Source organism: Pseudomonas bubulae, assembly GCF_037023725.1.
GTDB lineage: Bacteria > Pseudomonadota > Gammaproteobacteria > Pseudomonadales > Pseudomonadaceae > Aquipseudomonas > Aquipseudomonas bubulae.
In genome coordinates this window covers 1,904,717-1,924,486 of record NZ_CP146077.1, presented here as the reverse complement: position 1 = coordinate 1,924,486, position 19,770 = coordinate 1,904,717, and the positions used below count along the sequence as shown (strand labels likewise).

At 57.5% G+C, this 19,770-nt stretch carries 22 protein-coding genes; 10 read left to right on the top strand and 12 right to left on the bottom strand.

Annotated features, from left to right (window positions below; translation table 11 throughout):
• Nucleotides 1-151: 151 nt before the first annotated feature.
• The 5 genes from rimO (at nucleotide 152) to tsaA (ending at nucleotide 4,215) form a co-directional block, all read left to right on the top strand.
• Entirely contained in the window at nucleotides 152-1,492 is a 1,341-nt protein-coding gene (gene rimO / locus V6L81_RS08945) for a 30S ribosomal protein S12 methylthiotransferase RimO (RefSeq protein WP_086795996.1), read from the top strand.
• 104 nt (nucleotides 1,493-1,596) lie between these two features.
• A complete protein-coding gene (locus V6L81_RS08940) occupies nucleotides 1,597-2,061 on the top strand; it encodes a GNAT family N-acetyltransferase (protein ID WP_095019816.1) in 465 nt (154 codons plus the stop codon).
• A gap of 71 nt (nucleotides 2,062-2,132) precedes the next feature.
• On the top strand, nucleotides 2,133-2,843 hold the full coding sequence (locus V6L81_RS08935; RefSeq protein ID WP_095003026.1) for an rRNA pseudouridine synthase: 711 nt from the start codon (nucleotides 2,133-2,135) through the stop codon (nucleotides 2,841-2,843).
• 80 nt (nucleotides 2,844-2,923) lie between these two features.
• Entirely contained in the window at nucleotides 2,924-3,385 is a 462-nt protein-coding gene (locus tag V6L81_RS08930; protein ID WP_095003025.1) for a DUF1456 family protein, read from the top strand.
• A 134-nt stretch (nucleotides 3,386-3,519) separates the two neighbouring features.
• The gene (gene tsaA / locus V6L81_RS08925; protein WP_095019814.1) at nucleotides 3,520-4,215 is read left to right on the top strand and encodes a tRNA (N6-threonylcarbamoyladenosine(37)-N6)-methyltransferase TrmO; all 696 of its coding nucleotides are present in this window, start codon (nucleotides 3,520-3,522) and stop codon (nucleotides 4,213-4,215) included.
• A gap of 121 nt (nucleotides 4,216-4,336) precedes the next feature.
• Here the strand turns inward: tsaA and fpr are convergent, their stop codons facing one another.
• Complete coding sequence (fpr, locus tag V6L81_RS08920; RefSeq protein WP_019827846.1) at nucleotides 4,337-5,116, bottom strand: ferredoxin-NADP reductase; 780 nt, start codon at nucleotides 5,114-5,116, stop codon at nucleotides 4,337-4,339.
• Between the two features lie 117 nt (nucleotides 5,117-5,233).
• Between fpr and V6L81_RS08915 the strand changes: the two genes are divergently transcribed.
• Nucleotides 5,234-6,160, top strand: coding sequence for a LysR family transcriptional regulator (locus V6L81_RS08915; RefSeq protein ID WP_095003023.1), 927 nt, complete (start codon nucleotides 5,234-5,236; stop codon nucleotides 6,158-6,160).
• Here the strand turns inward: V6L81_RS08915 and V6L81_RS08910 are convergent.
• The 3 genes from V6L81_RS08910 to V6L81_RS08900 form a co-directional block, all read right to left on the bottom strand.
• Nucleotides 6,157-6,519 carry a diacylglycerol kinase gene (locus tag V6L81_RS08910; protein ID WP_016779774.1) on the bottom strand — a complete coding sequence of 121 codons (363 nt, stop codon included), beginning with the start codon at nucleotides 6,517-6,519 and terminating at the stop codon, nucleotides 6,157-6,159. The genes V6L81_RS08915 and V6L81_RS08910 overlap by 4 nt on opposite strands.
• A 75-nt stretch (nucleotides 6,520-6,594) precedes the next feature.
• On the bottom strand, nucleotides 6,595-7,245 hold the full coding sequence (gene erdR, locus V6L81_RS08905) for a response regulator transcription factor ErdR (RefSeq protein WP_095003022.1): 651 nt from the start codon (nucleotides 7,243-7,245) through the stop codon (nucleotides 6,595-6,597).
• 303 nt (nucleotides 7,246-7,548) lie between these two features.
• The gene (locus tag V6L81_RS08900) at nucleotides 7,549-8,304 is read right to left on the bottom strand and encodes a tRNA-uridine aminocarboxypropyltransferase (RefSeq protein WP_095003021.1); all 756 of its coding nucleotides are present in this window, start codon (nucleotides 8,302-8,304) and stop codon (nucleotides 7,549-7,551) included.
• A gap of 207 nt (nucleotides 8,305-8,511) precedes the next feature.
• Here V6L81_RS08900 and V6L81_RS08895 point away from each other — a divergent pair, with 207 nt between their 5' ends.
• Nucleotides 8,512-8,922: a PA3611 family quorum-sensing-regulated virulence factor gene (locus tag V6L81_RS08895; RefSeq protein ID WP_095003020.1), complete on the top strand. Its 411-nt coding sequence runs from the start codon at nucleotides 8,512-8,514 to the stop codon at nucleotides 8,920-8,922.
• Nucleotides 8,923-9,129: 207 nt separating this feature from the next.
• Entirely contained in the window at nucleotides 9,130-10,245 is a 1,116-nt protein-coding gene (locus tag V6L81_RS08890) for a TIGR00730 family Rossman fold protein (RefSeq protein WP_095003019.1), read from the top strand.
• Nucleotides 10,246-10,412: 167 nt separating this feature from the next.
• Here V6L81_RS08890 and recX read toward each other — a convergent pair whose 3' ends face one another.
• The 5 genes from recX to V6L81_RS08865 form a co-directional block, all read right to left on the bottom strand.
• Nucleotides 10,413-10,880, bottom strand: a complete 468-nt coding sequence (gene recX, locus V6L81_RS08885; RefSeq protein ID WP_095003018.1) for a recombination regulator RecX — start codon at nucleotides 10,878-10,880, stop codon at nucleotides 10,413-10,415.
• A gap of 8 nt (nucleotides 10,881-10,888) precedes the next feature.
• Entirely contained in the window at nucleotides 10,889-11,995 is a 1,107-nt protein-coding gene (gene recA / locus V6L81_RS08880) for a recombinase RecA (protein WP_016779767.1), read from the bottom strand.
• Between the two features lie 83 nt (nucleotides 11,996-12,078).
• Nucleotides 12,079-12,609 (bottom strand): CinA family protein, encoded by a 531-nt coding sequence (locus tag V6L81_RS08875; protein ID WP_186348334.1) that lies wholly within the window; start codon nucleotides 12,607-12,609, stop codon nucleotides 12,079-12,081.
• 22 nt (nucleotides 12,610-12,631) lie between these two features.
• A complete protein-coding gene (locus V6L81_RS08870; RefSeq protein ID WP_095003016.1) occupies nucleotides 12,632-12,976 on the bottom strand; it encodes a phage holin family protein in 345 nt (114 codons plus the stop codon).
• Nucleotides 12,977-13,256: 280 nt separating this feature from the next.
• Nucleotides 13,257-13,982: an XRE family transcriptional regulator gene (locus tag V6L81_RS08865; protein ID WP_095019810.1), complete on the bottom strand. Its 726-nt coding sequence runs from the start codon at nucleotides 13,980-13,982 to the stop codon at nucleotides 13,257-13,259.
• A 188-nt stretch (nucleotides 13,983-14,170) separates the two neighbouring features.
• Between V6L81_RS08865 and mutS the strand changes: the two genes are divergently transcribed.
• Both mutS and fdxA read left to right on the top strand, forming a co-directional pair.
• Nucleotides 14,171-16,750, top strand: coding sequence for a DNA mismatch repair protein MutS (gene mutS, locus V6L81_RS08860; protein WP_095003014.1), 2,580 nt, complete (start codon nucleotides 14,171-14,173; stop codon nucleotides 16,748-16,750).
• A 129-nt stretch (nucleotides 16,751-16,879) separates the two neighbouring features.
• Nucleotides 16,880-17,203: a ferredoxin FdxA gene (fdxA, locus tag V6L81_RS08855; protein WP_016779762.1), complete on the top strand. Its 324-nt coding sequence runs from the start codon at nucleotides 16,880-16,882 to the stop codon at nucleotides 17,201-17,203.
• A gap of 135 nt (nucleotides 17,204-17,338) precedes the next feature.
• On the opposite strand, the gene V6L81_RS08850 is transcribed toward fdxA, so the two are convergent.
• From V6L81_RS08850 to V6L81_RS08840, 3 genes are all read right to left on the bottom strand, one after another.
• On the bottom strand, nucleotides 17,339-17,968 hold the full coding sequence (locus tag V6L81_RS08850) for a CoA transferase subunit B (protein WP_095003013.1): 630 nt from the start codon (nucleotides 17,966-17,968) through the stop codon (nucleotides 17,339-17,341).
• A 2-nt stretch (nucleotides 17,969-17,970) separates the two neighbouring features.
• Complete coding sequence (locus V6L81_RS08845) at nucleotides 17,971-18,669, bottom strand: CoA transferase subunit A (protein WP_095020417.1); 699 nt, start codon at nucleotides 18,667-18,669, stop codon at nucleotides 17,971-17,973.
• A gap of 393 nt (nucleotides 18,670-19,062) precedes the next feature.
• Nucleotides 19,063-19,719, bottom strand: coding sequence for a TetR family transcriptional regulator (locus V6L81_RS08840; protein WP_095003031.1), 657 nt, complete (start codon nucleotides 19,717-19,719; stop codon nucleotides 19,063-19,065).
• Nucleotides 19,720-19,770 lie beyond the last annotated feature (51 nt).

Sequence of the window (19,770 nt, the reverse complement as noted above, 5' to 3'; positions counted from 1 at the left end):
GCAGCACTCGTCGCAAATCCCCGTATAACGCTGGTCAAGTGCGTTGACCATAGCTAAAATTGCGCACTTTTTTTGATCAGAGGCGCAATAAGCGCCCGTTCGTCGTGCAGCCTTTACGGGCATGTAACGTCACTACATACCGAGGTTCGCCATGTCCACCGTTACCACCAAGCCAGCCAACCCAAAGGTTGGCTTTGTTTCCCTGGGTTGCCCGAAAGCACTGGTCGACTCCGAACGCATCCTTACGCAACTGCGCATGGAAGGCTATGACGTCGTCTCAACCTATCAGGACGCCGACGTCGTGGTGGTCAACACCTGCGGCTTTATCGACAGCGCCAAGGCCGAATCCCTGGAAGTGATCGGCGAAGCCATCAAGGAAAACGGCAAGGTCATCGTGACCGGCTGCATGGGTGTCGAAGAAGGCAATATCCGCGACGTGCACCCAAGCGTACTGGCCGTGACCGGCCCGCAACAGTACGAGCAGGTAGTCAACGCCGTGCACCAGGTGGTGCCGCCGCGCCAGGATCACAACCCGCTGATCGACCTGGTGCCGCCACAGGGCATCAAGCTGACGCCACGTCACTACGCCTACCTGAAGATTTCCGAAGGCTGCAACCACAGCTGCAGCTTCTGCATCATCCCGTCGATGCGCGGCAAGCTGGTCAGCCGCCCGGTGGGTGACGTGCTCGACGAAGCCCAGCGCCTGGTCAAGGCCGGCGTCAAAGAGCTGCTGGTGATTTCCCAGGACACCAGCGCCTACGGCGTTGACGTCAAATACCGCACCGGCTTCTGGAACGGTGCTCCGGTCAAGACGCGCATGACCGAGCTGTGCGAAGCCTTGAGCTCGCTGGGCGTATGGGTGCGTCTGCACTACGTTTACCCGTACCCGCACGTTGACGAACTGATCCCGCTGATGGCCGCCGGCAAAATCCTGCCGTATCTGGACATCCCGTTCCAGCACGCCAGCCCGAAAGTGCTCAAGGCCATGAAACGCCCGGCGTTTGAAGACAAGACCCTGGCCCGGATCAAGAACTGGCGTGAAATCTGCCCGGAACTGATCATCCGTTCGACCTTTATCGTCGGCTTCCCGGGTGAAACCGAAGAAGACTTCCAGTACCTGCTCGACTGGCTGACCGAAGCTCAACTGGATCGCGTGGGTTGCTTCCAGTACTCGCCGGTAGAAGGCGCACCTGCCAACCTGCTGGACGCGGCCATCGTGCCAGATGACGTCAAACAGGATCGCTGGGATCGCTTTATGGCCCATCAACAGGCCATCAGCGCAGCACGCCTGCAGATGAAGATCGGCAAGGAAATCGAAGTCCTGATCGATGAAGTCGACGAGCAAGGCGCTGTAGGCCGCTGCTTCTTCGATGCCCCGGAAATCGACGGCAACGTATTTATTGCGACCGAAAAAGATATCAAGCCGGGTGACAAGATCATGTGCCGCGTCACCGACGCCGACGAATATGACCTGTGGGCTGAAGTGATCTAATTCGCGACTGCCTCGCAAAAAGCCCTGCCGCTCTCGCGCCAGGGCTTTTTTTACGGCTATCGTAAACCCATTGCCTTCCACACCTGTGTCAGGAGACACGCTCGATGCAACAACAATGGGTCATTCATACCCCACGTCTTACGGACTTCGCCGAACTAACCGACGTATGGGAAGCATCTGTTCGTGCCACCCATGATTTTTTACCTGACAGCTATATTCAACTTCTGCGCGGCCTGGTCAAAGACCAATATCTGGACGCCGTCATGCTGATCTGCTGCAAGGACCCGGTCAGCAAACGCATTACCGGCTTTGCCGGAGTCGCGGCCGGCAAGGTTGAAATGCTGTTTGTTCACCCGGATTACCGGGGGCAAGGCATCGGCAAGTGCCTGTTAATGTTCGCCATCAATGAACTGAATGCCGAACGCCTCGACGTCAATGAGCAAAACTCGCAAGCCATCGGCTTTTACCTCAAACAGGGGTTTGAGGTGATCGGGCGCTGCGAAAAAGACGGCATGGGCCAGCCCTATCCCCTGCTGCACCTGCGGTATAAACGCCCAGCACGTGCATAAGGCAAATGTTGCCGGGCTTAACCGGCGCCAGGCGGGTACAATAGCCGCCCAATTCCTTTACGGCCCCTGTCATGTCTGAACCGATACGTCTCTCCAAACGCCTCATCGAACTCGTCGGCTGCTCCCGCCGTGAGGCCGAACTGTTCATTGAAGGTGGCTGGGTCACGGTAGATGGCGAAGTCATCGACGAGCCACAGTTCAAGGTCGACAACCAGAAAGTCGAGCTGGACCCTGAAGCCAAGGCCACCGCGCCCGAGCCTGTGACCATTTTGCTCAACGCCCCGGCGGGCCTGGATACCGACAGCGCCATGGCGTTGATCGGCCCGGACACCCTGAGCGAAGAACACCGCTTCGGCAAGCGCCCGCTCAAGGGCCACTTCCTGCGCCTGAGCGTTGGCAATGAGCTGCAAGCCAACGCCAGCGGCCTGCTGGTGTTTACCCAGGACTGGAAGATCGTGCGCAAGCTGACGGCCGATGCCAGCAAGATCGAGCAGGAATACGTGGTCGAGGTCTCTGGCGAAATGGCCCCCCACGGTCTGAACCGTCTCAACCACGGCATGACCTACAAGGGTCGCGAGCTGCCTGCGGTCAAGGCCAGCTGGCAGAGTGAAAACCGCCTGCGTTTTGCGATGAAAAATCCGCAACCAGGTGTGATTGCCCTGTTCTGCCAGGCGGTAGGCCTGACCGTGATTTCCATGCGCCGGATTCGTATCGGCGGCGTGTCGATGGGCAAATTGCCCGTAGGCCAATGGCGCTATATGAGCGCCAAAGAAAAGTTCTAACGACTTACAGCCCTACCCCGAACATTTCGACACCGCAGCAATGCCTGCGGTGCTCACTGCTGAATATCAGGATTACCCAAATGATTCATAACGACGTACTGCGCAGCGTGCGCTACATGCTCGACATCAGCGACAACAAGGTTGTCGAAATCATCAAGCTTGGTGGCCTGGAAGTTACCAAGGAAGATGTACTGACCTACCTGAAAAAAGACGAAGAAGAAGGTTTTGTACGTTGCCCTGACGACGTGATGGCGCACTTCCTGGATGGCCTGGTGATCTTCAAGCGCGGCAAGGACGAAAGCCGTGCGCCAATGCCGGTCGAGCTGCCGGTGACCAACAACATTATTCTGAAAAAACTGCGTGTGGCCTTCGAACTGAAGGAAGACGACATGCACGCCATCCTCAAGGCTGCGGGCTTCCCGGTGTCCAAGCCCGAGCTGAGCGCCCTGTTCCGCAAGTTCGGCCACACCAACTACCGCACCTGTGGCGACCAGTTGCTACGCAACTTCCTCAAGGGCCTGACCCTGCGCGTTCGCGACTGAATACACACCTCCTGTGGGAGCGGGCTTGCTCGCGATAGCAGCACCGCAGTGATTCAGATTGACCGAGCCGTCTGAATCGCGAGCAAGCCCGCTCCCACAAGAGCCTGTTCTGACCCACCAGCCCGATATCTCCCATGCCCTACACCGTCTCCCCCATCGGCTTTGTGCGCTCCTGCTTCAAGGAGAAGTTCGCCATCCCGCGCCAGCCACAACTGGCACCGGCCGCCCGTGGCGTGCTGGAACTGGTCGCACCCTTTGACCAGGGCGATGCGGTGCAGGGCCTGGAGCAGGTCAGCCATGTCTGGTTGCTGTTTGTGTTTCATCAGGCACTTGAAGACAAGCCTCGCCTCAAGGTGCGCCCGCCACGCCTGGGCGGCAACAAGTCGATGGGCGTGTTTGCCACCCGCGCCACCCATCGCCCGAACGGCATCGGCCAGTCAGTGGTCAAGCTGGACAAGGTAGAAGCCAATCGCCTGTGGATTTCCGGCATCGACCTGCTCGACGGCACGCCGATTCTGGATATCAAACCCTATGTGCCCTACGCCGATATCATCAGCGATGCCAGCAATGGCATGGCCAGCGCCGCACCGGTATTGATCCCCGTGCAATGGGCCGACAGCGCCCTGCAACAGGCCCACAGGGAAGCCCTGCGCCTTCAGGAGCCGCTGGTGGAGCTGATCGAGCAATGCCTGGCGCAAGATCCACGCCCTGCTTACCAGACGCCCACAGCCGAACGAGAATACGGCGCGCAGTTCTGGGATCTGGATGTACGCTGGCATTACCCCGAGCCTGGTTTGATCCGTGTGCTTGAGGTGATTCCCAAGCCGTGACCTGAAACGCAATGTGGGAGCGGGCTTGCTCGCGATTACGGCCTGTCAGTCACCCATGCGGTGGCTGAGACTCCACAATCGCGGGCAAGCCCGCTCCCACATTTGTATCGATCTGCGCTTGTTACTTCTCGACGAAAGCACGCTCGATCAGGTAATCACCCGGCTCACGCATGCGTGGCGAAACTTTCAGGCCGAAGCTGTTAAGCACTTCGCTGGTCTCGTCGAGCATGCTCGGGCTGCCGCACAACATGGCACGGTCGTCCTGCGGGTTGATCGGCGGCAGACCGATATCGCTGAACAGCTTGCCGCTGCGCATCAGATCGGTCAGGCGGCCTTCATTCTCGAATGGCTCGCGGGTCACGGTCGGGTAGTAGATCAGCTTTTCACGCAGCGCTTCGCCGAAGAATTCGTTCTGCGGCAGGTGCTCGGTAATGAATTCGCGGTAAGCGACTTCATTGACGTAACGCACACCGTGGCACAGGATCACTTTTTCGAAACGCTCGTAGGTTTCCGGATCCTGGATAACGCTCATAAAGGGCGCCAGACCGGTGCCGGTGCTGAGCAGATACAGATGCTTGCCCGGCTTCAAGTCGTCCAGCACCAGCGTCCCCGTAGGTTTTTTGCTGATGATGATCTCGTCGCCTTCCTTCAAGTGCTGCAACTGGGAGGTCAGCGGGCCATCAGGCACCTTGATGCTGAAGAACTCCAGATGCTCTTCCCAGTTCGGGCTGGCAATCGAGTAGGCACGCATAAGCGGACGGCCATTGGGCTGTTGCAGGCCGATCATCACGAACTGACCGTTCTCGAAGCGCAAGCCCGGGTCACGGGTACACTTGAAGCTGAACAGGGTGTCGTTCCAGTGATGAACACTGAGGACACGTTCGTGGTTCATGTTGCTCATGTACGGGGCTCCTAAATTCGCCTGCGCTGACTATGGGCGCGATTGCACAGCATTCTAATGGCGGCGACAATATCTGTTAACTGAATTATCAAGATAAGGGTTATCGGTTATATCGATATGCGATTTACTCTCAGACAACTCCAGGTTTTCGTCGCCGTCGCCCAACAAGAGAGCGTGTCTCGCGCTGCCGGCTTGTTGGCCCTTTCACAATCTGCTGCCAGTACCTCGATCACCGAACTGGAGCGCCAGACCAGCTGCCAGCTGTTCGATCGTGCCGGCAAGCGCTTGAGTCTCAACGCACTGGGCCGGCAATTGCTGCCACAGGCTGTCGCATTACTGGATCAGGCCAAGGAGATCGAAGACCTGCTTAATGGCAAGTCCGGTTTTGGCTCATTGACCGTCGGCGCGACACTGACCATCGGCAACTATCTGGCCACCCTGCTGATCGGCAGCTTTATGCAGGCGCACCCGGAAAGTCAGGTCAAGCTGGTGGTTCAGAACACGGCTCATATCGTGCAACAAGTCGCCCACTACGAAATTGATCTGGGTCTGATCGAAGGCGATTGCGCCCACCCGGATATTGAAGTGCAGAGCTGGGTCGAGGATGAACTGGTGGTGTTTTGCGCCCCGCAGCATCCACTGGCAGCTCGTGGTCGCGCCACACTTGACGAGCTGACCCGTGAAGCCTGGATTTTGCGCGAACAAGGCTCGGGAACTCGCCTGACGTTCGACCAGGCCATGCGCCATCATCAAACGTCGCTCAATATTCGCCTGGAACTGGAACACACCGAAGCGATCAAGCGCGCCGTTGAGTCGGGGCTGGGCATTGGCTGCATTTCACGCCTGGCGTTGCGTGACGCTTTCAGGCGCGGCAGCCTGGTGGCAGTGGAAACGCCTGAACTGGATCTGGCCCGGCAGTTCTTCTTTATCTGGCACAAAAAGAAGTATCAGACATCCGCCATGCGCGAATTTCTGGAGCTGTGCCGCGCCTTCACCGCCGGGGTTCAGCGCAGCGACGAGATCGTATTGCCGACTATTGCTTAAAGCAGAATCACTGCCCACACCACGGCAATCATGGTCAGCACCACAAACTGGGCAGCGCTGCCCATGTCCTTGGCGTTTTTCGACAAGGGGTGAAGGTCGAGGGAGATTCGGTCAACCACCGCTTCAATGGCCGAGTTCAACAACTCGACAATCAATGCCAGCAGGCACACAGCGATCAGCAATGCGCGCTCTACGCGGCTCACATTTAGCAAGAAGCTCAGCGGGATCAGGATCACGTTGAGCAGCACCAACTGCCGAAAAGCCGCCTCGCCCGTAAAGGCTGCGCGCAAACCGTCCAGCGAGTAACCGCCAGCATTCAAAATCCGTTTAAAACCGGTTTTACCCTTGAAAGGCGACATAGATAGGCAACTGCACAAAAAATGAGAGGGGAACGCTAGTTCACGCTTCGTCAAAAAAGCGTGAAGATTCGCAGATTAATGACTCGAAATTGATTCAAGTTGCTGCAAGAGTAGCGCGGCCTGGGTGCGAGTGCGAACCCCCAGCTTGCGGAAAATCGCCGTAACATGGGCCTTGATGGTTGCCTCGGAAACGCTTAGCTCATAAGCGATCTGCTTGTTCAGCAAACCTTCGCAGACCATGGTCAGCACGCGGAACTGCTGGGGCGTCAGGCTGGCCAGCCCTTCGCTGGCCGCTTTGGCCTCGGCCGAGACCTGAACATCCTCAAACGCCTGGGGCGGCCATGACACATCACCATCCAGTACGGCACGTACGGCCTTCTGGATGTCTTCCAGCGAACTGGATTTCGGAATAAAGCCGCTGGCTCCGAACTCGCGGGAACGCACCATGATCGAGGCTTCTTCCTGGGCCGACACCATCACCACCGGAATTTGTGGGTATTGGCCACGCAACAACACCAGGCCGGAGAAACCGTAAGCACCCGGCATGTTCAAATCGAGCAGTACCAGATCCCAATCTGCCTTTACCGCCAGCTGTGCTTCAAGCTCGGCAATACTGGCGACCTCTACCAGGCGAACATCAGAACCCAGACCCAGGCTCACGGCCTGGTGCAGGGCACTGCGAAACAGTGGATGGTCGTCGGCAATCAGGATTTCGTATGTGGCCATTGTTTAAATGATCCCGTTTTTCAGGCGAGCACTGATCAATTCCAGCACTCGCTAAGGCAACTCGAGCAAAAGCTCAAAGACTGTGCGTCAAAGGGCGCGATTTACGCGAAACGTCGGCAAATATAAGTGTTTTGACAGCTGCGATAGCCGAATCGGCGCCAAGCATGCCCAGCGAAACAAGGGTGGTCAAGCTGAAAACCTGACACCCGGGTCCACGTAGAACCCCTTAGAGCGCCATCATCGAAAAACCCGCCATGCTGCGCGCTTACATCTGTTGGAAAATTGTAGCGCTACTTCTTTAGTCTATTGAGCCCGATTCTGGGGAAGGTCTTTTACAAAAACGCCCAGTTCCTGGTGCGCTGCGCTGGACTCATTGATCGGCAACTGGTTCTTGGCATCCAGATAATGCTGACTGAAGACATCGAAGTAGGCATCCAGCGCACTTGAGGCCTGGGAGTCACCGGCAAGTTCAAGACACAGGCTGGCAACTTCCGCGGTACACAGATGCTCGCTGCGGGTAGAGCGGCGCAAGCGGTAACGCGAAAGCCGCTCAGGCAGCAGGCTCAAAATCGGCAAGGTGTCGAAGTACGGGCTTTTGCGGAAAATCTTGCGTGCTTCGGTCCAGGTGGCATCCAGCAGAATAAACAACGGACGCTTGCTGCTGTCCAGATCCACCGTGTGCGTTACCCGCTCAGGCGCGACGTACTCGCCGGGAAACACCAGATACGGCTGCCATTGTGGATCGGCCAGCAACGCCAGCAAGGCTTCGTCGGTTTCAGTGCGTGACCAGATAAAGGCAAAATTGTCTTTGACCACATCTGCGATCAACCAGCCGGTATTGCTGGGCTTGAACACTTCCTTTTTAGTCATGACCAGACACACCCCCGAACGTGTCTCGACCCGGGGTCGCCAGCTGCACAGGCAGTGGCTTTCGATCACACGGCAGGTATGGCAACGCGGAGCCCGCGAGCCGCGGGCCAGGTAGGGCTTGGTGCTCTCCTCTTCACGCTCGTCTCGTAAACGGGCTACAGCATTCGGGGAAAAGGTCGTCAGGGTCATGATTTTTACTTTAAAGGCGCCAAGCGTCCATTCGCCAGAATTGGCGCATAAACGGATTCACAATAGAAAGGAGCCAAGTTTACCAGAGGCGCGATTCCATGACCTTTGGCATTTCCTGCATGGCTATGCTGACCTATACTCCCGCGCCACTGAACGCACAGATATATGGCCTGTCCAAGTCTGCGTCACTGAAATCAGGAGAGATTCATGCTGCGCCATATCATTCCGACCGTCGCTCTAATGCTTGCACTGCCTCTGGCCGCACACGCAGCCTCTCTCAAGGATTTTGAGCTGAACAAAACCTTGCTCAAGGTTGCAGAGAAAAGTAATGAAGGCAAACCGCGAGCAATCAATGCAGACCTGCTGGATAAAGGCTTTACGGTAGACGGCACTGTGCTGATCAACAACCTGGAAGCCAGCCCGACACTGGCCGCCCAGATGCGCTCCAACCCAGAAGAGACCGTGCCGCAACTGGGTCGCAGCGTGTGCAGCAATGCAGGTTTCCGTACCCTGATGGCTCAAGGCGCCACGCTGCGCTACAGCTTCAGGGAGTACAAAACCAACAGCCCGGTCCTGATCCAGGATTTCCGCGCTGAAAACTGTCAGCGCAAAAAGTAAATCCCCCGCCACGCCGTACCCCGTACGGCGTATGACCCCGCTCTGCAGCCCTGCCTCCTTCCGCTAAACTTCATGTATGTCAGGCAATTAGCTATTGCCAGTCAAGACATCTCAGGACCATCATCGAAGCATCATTGTGACACTCAGTGTCTCAGCGCCTGCTCAGGTTGCGGCGTTTTCAAGGATGTTGCGTAGAAGGAGAAATACATGCCTGATCAATCCAATGACTCCCTGACGCTGTTTTTCCAGGAGCAGGGTCTTGAGCTTGCACAAGAAGTGGACGAGCAACTGCAGCGGGTTGCACCCGACAGCCCTAACCGGGCGCTTTACCGCGAGATGCTGCTGACCGTATTGCGCATGGCCCATGACGACCTTGATCGCTGGAATGCCAAGATCACCCTGCAAGCCATTCGCGAACTGGAAAAAACCTTTCGCACCCTGGAGCAGTTCAAGGGCCGTCGCAAAGTCACGGTCTTCGGCTCGGCCAGAACCCCGGTAGAACACCCGCTCTATGCCCTGGCACGGGAAATGGGCAGCGTGCTGGCCAAGTCCGACATGATGGTCATTACCGGCGGCGGCGCTGGCATTATGGCTGCCGCCCATGAAGGTGCAGGCCTGGCTCACAGTTTGGGGTTCAATATCACCCTGCCGTTCGAGCAACGGGCCAACCCCACCATCAATGGCACGCCCAATGTTCTGGCGTTTCACTTTTTCTTTACCCGCAAACTGTTTTTCACCAAGGAAGCAGATGCTCTGGTGATGTGCCCGGGCGGTTTTGGCACGCTGGATGAAGTGCTGGAAGTAGTGACCCTGATGCAAACGGGCAAAACCCCGTTGGTGCCGGTAGTTTTACTGGATGTGCCGGGGGGCAAGTTCTGGCAGGGGGCGCTGGACTTTATTCACAACCAGCTGGAAGCCAACCAGTACATCCTGCCCAACGATTTGAAGTTGATGCGCCTGGTGCATAGCGCCGAAGAGGCCCTTGCTGAAATCAACCAGTTCTACAGCAACTTCCATTCAAGCCGCTGGCTGAACAAAACTTTTGTGATCCGCATGAAGCGGCCGGTCAGTGTGCAGGCACTCAAGGAGATACAGCAGGCGTTTGCCGATATCTGCCTGAGTGATGGCTTCCATCAAGAGCAATACTGCCACTTTGAACATGACGACCCAAAACTCAACCACCTGACCTGCCTGGGCTTTGCGTTTAGCGGGCGCAATCAGGGACGGCTGCGCGAACTGGTCGACTTTATCAACCTGCCGCAAAACTGGGCTGCAACTGATAATGCGCCTACGGCGCAGATGCACGAGTCGCTGGCTGATTAAGCCGGAATTGGTAAGTGGGCTGGTACTGTGGGAGCGGGCTTGCTCGCGATGCAGGCGGCACGATCTGGCAGGCAAACCGCATTGCCGCCTTCGCAGGCAAGCCTGCTCCCACAGGTTTTGTGGCGCCCACTGAATCCGAACCTTAAAGGGTACGAGCGCCAACAGCTTCAGTCATCAAACTCCCGGCCGCTTAACAGGCGGCCAATCATTTCAAGCGGGTAACCGCGGTAACTCAAAAAGCGCCCCTGGCGGGCACGCTCTTTTGCATCAGCGGGCAACTGACCGGAAAACTTGCGGCGCCAGGTCTCTTCCAGTCGCTCTTGCCAGTCGAAACCGCATTCTCGCAACGCCTCCTCTATATCTCCACGCACCAGCCCACGCTGGCCAAGCTCTTCACGAATTCGCAAAGGGCCATAACCGGAACCGGCACGGTAGTTGATATAGCTTTCAAGGTAACGAGACTCGGACAACAGCCCCTCTTCCGTCAAACGGTCAAGGGCAGCGTCGATCATGTCGGGGCAAGCGCCGCGCTGACGCAACTTGCGCGTCAGCTCGACTCGACCGTGCTCGCGTCGCGCGAGCAGATCCATTGCAGTCCGTCGCACCGCGACGGGGGTATCCAGGACGGCAATCATGGCAGTGATCAGTTATCGCCGTCGGTGGCGTTTTCCATTTCTTCGGCTTCAGCCAGCGCTGCAGCTTCTTTGGCAGCCTTGCTCATTTTTGGCATGACTTTCAGCTCTGCCAGTTCGGCATCGGTTTTTGGCCCGAGCAACTTCTCACGCAGCTGCTTCTCCAGCGCATCCTTGATGTCCGGGTTATCGTCCAGGAACTTGGCGGAGTTGGCCTTGCCCTGACCGATTTTGCTGCCGTTGTAGCTGTACCAGGCGCCAGCTTTTTCAACAAAGCCATGCAGTACGCCCAGGTCAATCATTTCACCGTTCAGGTAGATACCCTTGCCGTACAGGATCTGGAATTCAGCCTGACGGAACGGTGGTGCCACCTTGTTCTTGACCACTTTCACGCGGGTTTCGCTACCCACCACCACATCACCTTCTTTTACGGCGCCGGTGCGGCGGATATCCAGACGTACCGAAGCGTAGAACTTCAGTGCGTTACCACCGGTGGTGGTTTCAGGGCTGCCGAACATCACGCCGATTTTCATGCGGATCTGGTTAATGAAGATAACCAGGCAGTTGGCGTTCTTGATGTTACCGGTGATTTTACGCAGCGCTTGCGACATCAGACGGGCTTGCAGGCCAACGTGGGTATCGCCCATGTCGCCTTCGATTTCAGCTTTTGGCGTCAGTGCAGCAACGGAGTCGATGATGATCACGTCAACCGCATTGGAACGCACCAGCATATCGGTGATTTCCAGTGCCTGTTCGCCGGTGTCAGGCTGTGAAACCAGCAGGTCATCAACGTTTACGCCCAGTTTGGCAGCGTACTCAGGATCAAGGGCGTGCTCGGCATCGACGAAGGCGCAGGTAGCACCGGCCTTTTGCGCCTGTGCAATCACGGACAGGGTCAAGGTGGTTTTACCCGACGACTCAGGGCCGTAGATTTCAACAATACGGCCTTTTGGCAGACCGCCAATGCCCAGTGCGATGTCCAGACCCAACGAGCCGGTGGAGATCGCCGGCACGGCCTGACGCTCCTGGTCGCCCATCAGCATCACGGCTCCCTTGCCGAATTGACGTTCGATCTGACCCAGGGCCGCAGCCAAGGCTTTCTTCTTGTTGTCGTCCATTAAAGTCCTCTCGTAATCAATAAGGCCCGACGGCCGATAACTGTATAAGTAGACAGTATTATTCCACAGGGTTAGAGGATCGCCTACCCCTGATTTTTTATTTCTCGTACCGTTCGGCGTATTAAACCTTCCAGAGCGGCAATCACGGTTTGCCGGCGCACCTCATCGCGGTTGCCCGCAAAGTGCCTGCGCTCGCTGGATACCTCGTCGCCGGCGCCCCACGCCAGCCACACGGTGCCGACCGGCTTCTCGGGCGAACCGCCCCCCGGCCCGGCCACACCACTGACCGCCACGGCAAATCGCGCCCCGCTTTGGCCCTGCGCACCCTGCACCATCGCCTCGACCACCTCGCGGCTGACCGCCCCCACCCGGGTGAATAAAGGCTCGGGAACCTCCAGTTGCCGGGTCTTTTGCTGGTTGGAGTAGGTCACAAACCCCGCCTCAAACCACGCGGAGCTGCCGGCAATACGGGTGATGGCCTCGGCAATGCCGCCACCGGTGCAGGACTCGGCGGTTGTCACCTGGGCATTGAGAGCCTTTAACAGCAGCCCGAGTTCAGATGCAAGTTGAGATATTTGATCCACTGTCCTCTCCTGATGGCGGGTCTGCGCCATAACCTACACCAAAAAGCGCCTGTTACGGCTCGATCCGCGAGTCACCGGGCGCAGCATCTACCCCGAGCCGCTTCGCGGCCCAGCGCTGGTACAGGCTGATTGCCGCATCTGCACCGGCCAGTGCGGTCAGGCAACCCAGGGCCCCTGCGGCCAGAATCGACATCCCGGCCGAGTACAGCAGCATAAAGGTCGAGACACCGCACACCACGCACGCGCCCGAACGCAACGCCAGGCGCCGCATCAGTGGCCATCCGCTGGTGCCGTCCTTGTCTGCCCGCCACATCTCGCCAAAAACGCCGCCTACCAAGGCAAGGAGGATGACCAGTAAAACCGGCATTTCCAGTAAGACTTGCGGTTCATTCATCATGTGATCACTCCTGTGTCCTTATTGATAAGCGCCAATTTCCGGTCTGGCTGAAACGTCATACCCCTGCCTGAGATCCATCGTTGGCCGCAATGGAATAAAGACTATGCATGTATGGATATACAGTCAATGCACCAGTGCATATATTTATTCGGACAATTTCAACAAGTCGGCCAAGACCTGCAAATACGGTGAGAATTGTCTGTTGGTTGGGTGAAAATACTGCTCGCGAAAGCTGATTCGCGAGCAGGCTCGCTCCCACAGGGTGTTCCAAGACTTATGGTTAGCGGGCGTACATGCCCCACCAGAACACATGACCAAGAATGACCAGTTGTTCATCCTCGAGATCGTTGTAGGCGTAGTCCTCATCCGGGAACTCGTCGCGATTGAAACTGCGCAAACGAATACCGCCCGCCAGGCGATACACCTGTTTCACCCGCAACTGGCCATTGTGATTGACCGCATACAGGTCGCCATCAACCACTTCGTCAAGGGTACGTTTGCCCGCATTGACTCCCACCGTTGCGCCATCGCGCAGGACTGGCAGCATGCTGTCGCCGCGTACGGTCACGCACTTGGCCTGATCGAACTCCACGCCGTTATGGCGCAGGCTGCGCTTGCCGAAACGCAACCTGGCGCGTTCGCTCTCCTCAATGGCAAAGCGCCCTGAGCCGGCGGCCAGTTCAACCTGACGCAAAAATGGAATGGACACTTCATCGTCCGCCACCGGGGTGTCGTCATCCCACAGGCAAATATCACGCAACTCTGGGTGACGTAGCTCGATTTCAGGCACCCGCACATCCTCCCGGCCGCGCAAGCGATCGGTGCTGATGTGGAAATACTCGGCGATTTTGGAGATATGCCTGTCGGAAGGATCGGCAATTTTGCCGCTCAATATTCGCGACAACGTAGGTTGCGGTACTCCCGTACTGCGGTGAAGCGCCATCGCGCTGATACCGTGCCGGGCCAGCAGCTCTTTAAGGACGGTTGAAACAGTTCGTTTTGACATGGCGGCAATAGTGCTGGCCGTGTTTATTGATGGCAAATGCTATTTCTTCTATTTATAGCAGCCAGTCAGCGCGCCCGGTGCGCACCTGTAGATGCAAGGGGCTGACATGTTAACCTTGCGCCCATTGCGAAAACCTCAGGCCACGGCCTGCCTTTCCCCCACTTCTGAACGAATCCGCCTAAGTCCTGATGAGTAAAAATACTTCCGACCTGTCCAGCCATACCCCGATGATGCAGCAGTACTGGCGCCTGAAGAACCAGCACCCTGACCAGCTGATGTTTTATCGCATGGGCGATTTCTACGAAATCTTCTACGAAGACGCGAAGAAAGCCGCCAAACTGCTGGACATCACCCTCACGGCACGTGGCCAGTCTGCCGGGCAGGCGATTCCGATGTGCGGGATCCCTTACCATGCGGCCGAAGGTTACCTGGCCAAGCTGGTCAAGCTGGGGGAGTCGGTAGTGATCTGCGAGCAGGTCGGCGACCCGGCCACCAGCAAAGGCCCGGTTGAGCGTCAGGTCGTACGCATCATCACCCCGGGCACCGTCAGTGACGAGGCGCTGATGGATGAGCGCCGCGACAACCTGATTGCCGCGGTGCTGGGCGATGAGCGTCTGTTTGGCCTCGCCGTGCTGGATATCACCAGTGGCAACTTCTCGGTGCTGGAGATCAAGGGCTGGGAAAACCTGCTGGCAGAGCTTGAGCGCATCAACCCGGTTGAGCTGATGATCCCGGATGACTGGCCACAAGGCCTGCCAGCGGAAAAACGTCGTGGCGTTCGTCGCCGTGCGCCGTGGGACTTTGAGCGTGACTCGGCCCTGAAAAGCCTGTGCCAGCAGTTCTCAACCCAGGATCTAAAAGGCTTTGGCTGCGAAAACCTGACCCTGGCCATCGGCGCTGCAGGCTGCCTGCTCAGCTATGCCAAGGAAACCCAGCGCACGGCCCTGCCCCACTTGCGCAGCCTGCGCCATGAGCGCCTGGACGACACCGTGGTGCTCGACGGCGCCAGCCGCCGCAACCTGGAGCTGGACACCAACCTGGCCGGCGGTCGCGACAATACCCTGCAATCGGTGGTCGACCGTTGCCAGACCTCGATGGGCAGCCGCTTGCTGACCCGCTGGTTGAACCGTCCGTTGCGCGATTTGAGCGTGCTGCTGGCGCGCCAGTCTTCAATTACCTGCCTGCTCGATGGCTATCGCTTTGAAAAGCTGCAGCCACAGCTCAAGGAAATCGGTGACCTGGAGCGGATCCTGGCCCGTATCGGCCTGCGCAACGCGCGCCCCCGCGACCTGGCCCGCCTGCGTGATGCCTTGAACGCGCTGCCGGAACTGCAAGACGCCATGCTCGGCCTCGAAGCGCCGCACTTGCAGCAACTGGCCACGATCACCAGCACCTACCCCGAACTGGGCGCACTGCTGGAAAAAGCCATCAATGATAACCCACCCGCGGTGATCCGCGATGGCGGCGTGCTTAAAACCGGCTATGACGCCGAGCTGGACGAGTTGCAGGCACTGAGCGAAAACGCCGGCCAGTTCCTGATTGACCTGGAAGCCCGAGAAAAAGCCCGCACCGGCCTGTCCAACCTCAAGGTCGGTTACAACCGGGTCCACGGCTACTTTATCGAGCTGCCAAGCAAACAGGCCGAACAGGCTCCGGCCGATTACATCCGCCGCCAGACGCTCAAAGGCGCCGAACGCTTTATCACCCCTGAGCTGAAAGCCTTCGAAGACAAGGCCCTGTCGGCCAAGAGCCGTGCCCTGGCTCGTGAGAAAATGCTCTATGAGGCATTGCTCGAAGAGATGATCGGCCACCTCGCACCGCTGCAGGACACCGCCGCCGCCCTGGCCGAGCTGGATGTGCTGAGCAACCTGGCCGAGCGTGCGCTGAACCTGGACCTGAACTGCCCGCGCTTTGTTGAAGAGCCGTGCATGCGCATCAGCCAGGGTCGCCACCCGGTGGTCGAGCAAGTGCTGACTACGCCGTTTGTGGCCAACGACCTGGGGCTGGATGACAACACCCGCATGCTGGTGATTACCGGTCCTAACATGGGCGGTAAATCGACTTATATGCGCCAGACTGCATTGATCGTATTGCTGGCCCATATCGGCAGTTTTGTGCCAGCAGCCAGTTGCGAGCTGTCGCTGGTTGACCGGATTTTTACCCGGATCGGTTCCAGTGATGACCTGGCAGGTGGCCGTTCGACCTTTATGGTCGAGATGAGCGAAACCGCCAATATTTTGCACAACGCCACCGAACGCAGCCTGGTGCTGATGGACGAAGTGGGTCGTGGCACCAGTACCTTTGACGGCCTGTCCCTGGCCTGGGCTGCAGCAGAACGTCTGGCCCAGTTGCGCGCCTACACCTTGTTTGCCACGCACTACTTCGAACTGACGGTACTGCCCGAAAGTGAACCGCTGGTCGCCAACGTGCATTTGAGCGCAACCGAGCACAATGAACGTATCGTGTTCCTGCACCATGTTCTGCCGGGCCCGGCCAGCCAGAGTTATGGCCTGGCCGTGGCGCAACTGGCGGGGGTACCGAGTGAAGTCATCAGCCGTGCCCGCGAGCATTTGAGCCGCCTGGAGACCACCAGCCTGCCCCATGAAGTGCCACTTGCGAAGCCTGGCAAAAAGCCTGCGCCACAACAAAGCGACCTGTTTGCCAGCCTGCCGCACCCGGTGCTGGATGACCTTTCCAGGGCCGATCTGGACAACATGACGCCACGTAAAGCGCTCGATTTGCTCTACACATTAAAGACACGCCTTTAAAAGCTGCTAGAATCGCGCGCGGTTCGGGATGCTACTGACCTTTTAGCCTGGTCTTTAGATATCACTCCCGAACCCGGCGAACCCGTTCTGGAAGGGCTTCGCTGCCGCCGCCTGAGGAGAGAATTAGAAATGACCTTCGTCGTCACCGACAACTGCATCAAGTGCAAGTACACCGACTGCGTAGAAGTCTGTCCGGTGGACTGCTTTTACGAAGGCCCGAACTTCCTGGTGATTCACCCGGATGAGTGCATTGACTGCGCGCTTTGTGAGCCTGAATGCCCTGCACAGGCGATCTTCTCTGAAGATGAAGTGCCTGCCGGCATGGAGAATTTCATTCAGTTGAACGTCGAGCTGGCTGAAATCTGGCCAAATATCACTGAACGCAAAGACCCTCTGCCGGACGCGGCCGAGTGGGATGGCAAACCAGGCAAGATCGTCGACCTGGAACGCTGATTCACGTTTAAGCAAAAAGCCCCTTTTGGGGCTTTTTGCGTATTTGACTCGGCGAAAACACCTTAAAACTAGAAGGCAGTCGTCTGCGTAGCAGCAGCCTCGTTTCTACGGCACTTGCTACCAGAGGCTTGGCTCCTAACCGTTGATTGCGCAGCCCGTGGCCTCTTGAAGCTGCTCGCGGGTGACTCCCGGCGCCAGTTCCACCAGCTTGAGTCCTTGCCCGGTCACATCCAGCACGGCCAGGTCGGTGATAATCCGGTCGACCACGGCCACGCCCGTCAGCGGCAGATCACACTGCTTGAGCAGTTTATGGACGCCGCCCTTGGCCGTGTGCTCCATCAGCACGACAACGCGCTTGACCCCGGCTACCAGATCCATCGCCCCGCCCATGCCCTTGACCATCTTGCCGGGGATCATCCAGTTGGCCAGGTCGCCCTTCTCGGACACCTGCATCGCCCCCAGAATCGACAAGTTGATATGACCGCCACGAATCATCGCGAACGAATCGGCACTGTTGAAGAAGCTGCTCCCCGGCAAAGTCGTGATGGTTTGCTTGCCGGCGTTGATCAGGTCGGCATCGACTTCATCGTCAGTCGGAAACGGACCAATGCCCAGCAGGCCATTTTCGCTTTGCAACCACACATCCATACCTTCAGGAATGTAGTTCGCCACCAGGGTGGGCAAACCGATACCCAGGTTGACGTAGAAACCGTCCTGCAGTTCTTGGGCGGCACGATGCGCCATTTCTTCACGAGTCCAGGCCATGGTCAGGCGCTCCGCACAGTGCGATGTTCAATGCGTTTTTCCGGCGCAGCGTTGAGCACCAGCCGTTGTACGTAAATCCCGGGCAAATGCACCTGATCGGGCTCGATCTCGCCAACCTCGACAATCTCTTCCACTTCCACCACACACACCTTGGCCGCCATGGCCGCCAAAGGGTTGAAGTTGCGTGCCGTTTTATTGAATAGCAGGTTGCCAGAGGTATCGGCCTTCCAGGCCTTGACCAGGGCTACATCGGCGCGCAGTGAACGCTCCATGACATACCACTCGCCATCGAACTCCCGGGTTTCCTTGCCTTCAGCTACCAGCGTGCCGTAGCCAGTCTTGGTAAAGAACGCCGGGATACCCGCCCCGCCCGCCCGCAGCTTTTCCGCAAGGGTGCCTTGCGGGGTGAACTCAAGCTCCAGCTCGCCCGCCAGGTACTGGCGCTCGAACTCTTTGTTCTCGCCAACATAGGAAGAAATCATTTTGCGAATCTGGCGCGTTTCCAGCAGTTGCCCCAGACCAAATCCGTCAACCCCGGCGTTATTGCTGATCACCGTCAGCTCGCGCTTGCCGGTATCGCGCAAAGCCGCGATCAGCGCTTCGGGGATACCGCACAAGCCAAAACCGCCTACAGCCAGGGTCATGCCGTCTTCGACCAGGCCTTGCAAAGCGGATTCAGCACTCGAGTAAATCTTGTTCACTTGTTATTCCTCGAATTGTCCACGACACACCACACCGTCGCAGTCTGTTTGCTTCAGTCGGGAGAGGAAAACAGCCTGGCAGTTGCCCGCTCCCCCGTTGCTGGCAGCTCTGGCCTGAGGCCAAAGCGTTGCTCAAGTGTAGGGGAAGCCAAGGCAGGAAGGGTTGATTGGAAAAAATAACCGAGAAAGATGCCGCCGTTCAGTAATCCTTAATCCGCAATCGCTTAGGATTAATTACATCTGGCTGTGGGACGTTTAACTAAACGATAACAATTTAGCTACAAAATACTTAGCTCGCTAACTTTAAACCCGCGGGCCAGACGTATATAAATGCCATCTGCCATCAAATGGCCCAAAGGGCAAAATCTTCACTCGCCTTATTGCTTGAGCCTACTAGACTCCCTCTCGGATATTGCCGGAGTTTCTTAAAGCTGGGCTTGTGCGCAGCATGTCCAGCCCCGTATCGACCCAGGATTGCGCGTGTGTGTACAGGTCAAAGCTGTCGGGAACCAGCAGCCATTGTCCGAGTATTCCGTCGATATAGGCATGCAGGCAGATGGCAGCACGGCGAACATCCAGATTTTCAGGGAGCTGTTGACGATGAATGGCATTGCTCAGGGCCAGCTCGATCCTGCTGTTGCAATCGAGCATCGCCATCTGGCGTTGAGCCCGTAAATCACACATTTCGTCAGTGAATTCGCACTTATGGAACAAAATTTCATTGATACGCCGGGTTTTTGGGTCAATGGCAACCTGGCGAAACAAGTGAATCAGCAATTGGCGCATGCAGCCAAGCGGGTCGACTTCGTTCTCGCTTTCGCTTGCCCTGGCCATTTCATCCAGAGGCTCATTCAAGCTGTCGAGCATGGCTTGAACCAACTCGGCCTTGTTGCTGAAGTGCCAGTAAATGGCACCACGGGTGACACCCGCCAGTGTGGCGATATCAGCCAGCGTCGTGCGGGCAACCCCGCGCTCATAGAAGGCCTGTTCGGCCGCTTCGAGGATTTTGCTCCGGGTCTCAAGAGCTTCTTCTTTGGTACGACGCACCATGGCAATAAAAACCTCAATCAGAAGGATCCGGGCCTCTACGGTCACTTGCCC